Origin of the sequence: Streptomyces sp. NPDC058955 (genome assembly GCF_042741435.1) — a bacterium.
Taxonomy (GTDB): Bacteria; Actinomycetota; Actinomycetes; order Streptomycetales; family Streptomycetaceae; genus Streptomyces.
Window position 1 is genome coordinate 58,582 of sequence record NZ_JBHYKM010000006.1, and the last position, 1,781, is coordinate 60,362.

General features: G+C 70.9%; 1 protein-coding gene. It reads right to left on the reverse strand.

Annotated elements, in window-relative coordinates; genetic code table 11:
* Window positions 1-121: 121 nt before the first annotated feature.
* Window positions 122-1,537: an extracellular solute-binding protein gene (locus ACFW1I_RS04535; RefSeq protein WP_384665983.1), complete on the reverse strand. Its 1,416-nt coding sequence runs from the start codon at window positions 1,535-1,537 to the stop codon at window positions 122-124.
* Window positions 1,538-1,781 lie beyond the last annotated feature (244 nt).

Below are 1,781 nucleotides of genomic sequence, written 5' to 3' on the forward strand. Positions count from 1 at the left end.
GGGGGGGGGGGGGGGGGGGGGCGGGGGGGGGGGGGGGGGGGGGGGGGGGGGGGGGGGGCCCGCGGGGGGCGCGGGGGGGGGGGGGGGGGGGGCGCGGCGCCCCCCCCCCCCCCGGGCCGGGTCACTGGTGGGCGAGGACCTGGTTGACCTGGGTCTCGGCGGTCGCCAGGAGCTTGTCGATGTCGGCGTCCTCGTTGGTGAGGAGGCCGGACATCACGTTGTCGAGCACCTTGTAGACCTCCTGGGCCTTCGGCGGCTCGGCCTTGCCGGGGACGGGGTTGTCCATGAACGCCTTGAAGTTGGCGACCGGCATGGTGGCGTGCTGGGCGCGGGCGGCGTCGTCCTTCGTCTTGGAGTCGCCGAGCCAGAAGTTGGGCTGCGGGACGCCGACGGGGAGGCCGTCGGCCTTGGCGCGGGCCCAGTCGAACTGGCCCTTGCCGACGGTGAGGTTCTTGAAGTTGAGCCAGGCGACGGCGGCCTTGATCTTGTCGGGCGAGATGCCCTTCTTGACCATGTAGTTGTTGCCGCCGGCGAGGGTGTTCCTGCCGCCGGGGATGGGGCCCATGCCGAAGTTCTCGTACTTCGCGCCGAGCTGCTGGACCATGTACGCGATGTCGTCGGGGGCGGCGAGGAACATGCCGAGCTTGTCGGTGGCGATCTGCTTCTGGAGGTCGCCCCACTTGAGCAGCTGGGTCTTGCCCATGCTGTCGTCCTCCCAGCGCATGGCGTGGAGGTTCCGGGCGACCTGCTTGCCGAGGTCGTTGTTGAAGGCGGCCTTGGTGCCGCTCGCGTCGACGACGTCGCCGCCGAGGCTGTACATCTGGGCGGTGAAGTGCCAGCCGCCGGTGTTGCCGGCGCTGTACTCGCCGAAGCCGGCGACTCCTTCGCCGAGGGCGGCGATCTTCTTGGCGGCGGCGCGGACCTCGTCCCAGGTGCGCGGCGGGGCGTCGGGGTCGAGGCCGGCTTCCTTGAAGAGCTTGCGGTTGATCAGCAGGCCCATCGTGTAGTTGCTGGTGGGCAGGCCGTACAGGTTGCCCTGGTGCTTGAGGGAGCCGAGGACGTCGGGGGCGATGTCCTTGAGGAGCGGCACGCTGGTGGGGTTGACGTAGGCGCTGATGTCGGCGGCGCCGTCCTCGGCGAGGACCTGCGGCAGGTCGGTGAAGTAGGTGTAGAAGACGTCCGGCTGGGACTTGGCCTTGAGCATCGCGGTGAAGCGCGGGGGCTCCAGGCACTGGCCTGGGGTGGAGCGGCCCTCGATGGTGACGTTCGGGTAGGTCTTGTTGAACTCGGCGACGTCCTCCTTCCACTCCTTGAGTTCGGCCGCCTTCGCCGTGGGCGGCATGCAGTCGATGGTGAGCGTCACCTTGGTCTTGGGGTCCAGCGGCGTGGTGGGGTCGGAGGAGCCGCTCTGCTCGGCTCCGTCGGTGCCGTCGTCGCTGCTGCTGGTGCCGCAGGCGGCGAGCGCGGTGAGCGCGAGGGCGGCGACGAGGGCGACTGCGGCCGGTCTGCGGGTACGGCGGAGCCGGGCACTTCTCATGAGTGGTCCCCTTCGGGCTGGGCGTGGAGGTGGCCCCGGCGGTGCTGCGTGGGCGGGGCGCGGCACACTCAACCACCCCCGACAAGTGAACGCAAGATATCGCGCCGATTTCGTAAATGCTCGACAGTGACGCGCAACCTTGCCTGCAGGCAAGGCCGGTGGGGGCCCCCGGCGGCGGCGCCGACCCGCCCCAACCGGGGCCGGACCGGCCACGGGTTAAGGGGGTACGGAAAGGTGTGGGGGT

Bases quoted from the DNA above. Each gene is read 5' to 3' on its own strand.
- ACFW1I_RS04535 (WP_384665983.1), bottom strand. From the start codon at position 1,537: ATGAGAAGTGCCCGGCTCCGCCGTACCCGCAGACCGGCCGCAGTCGCC.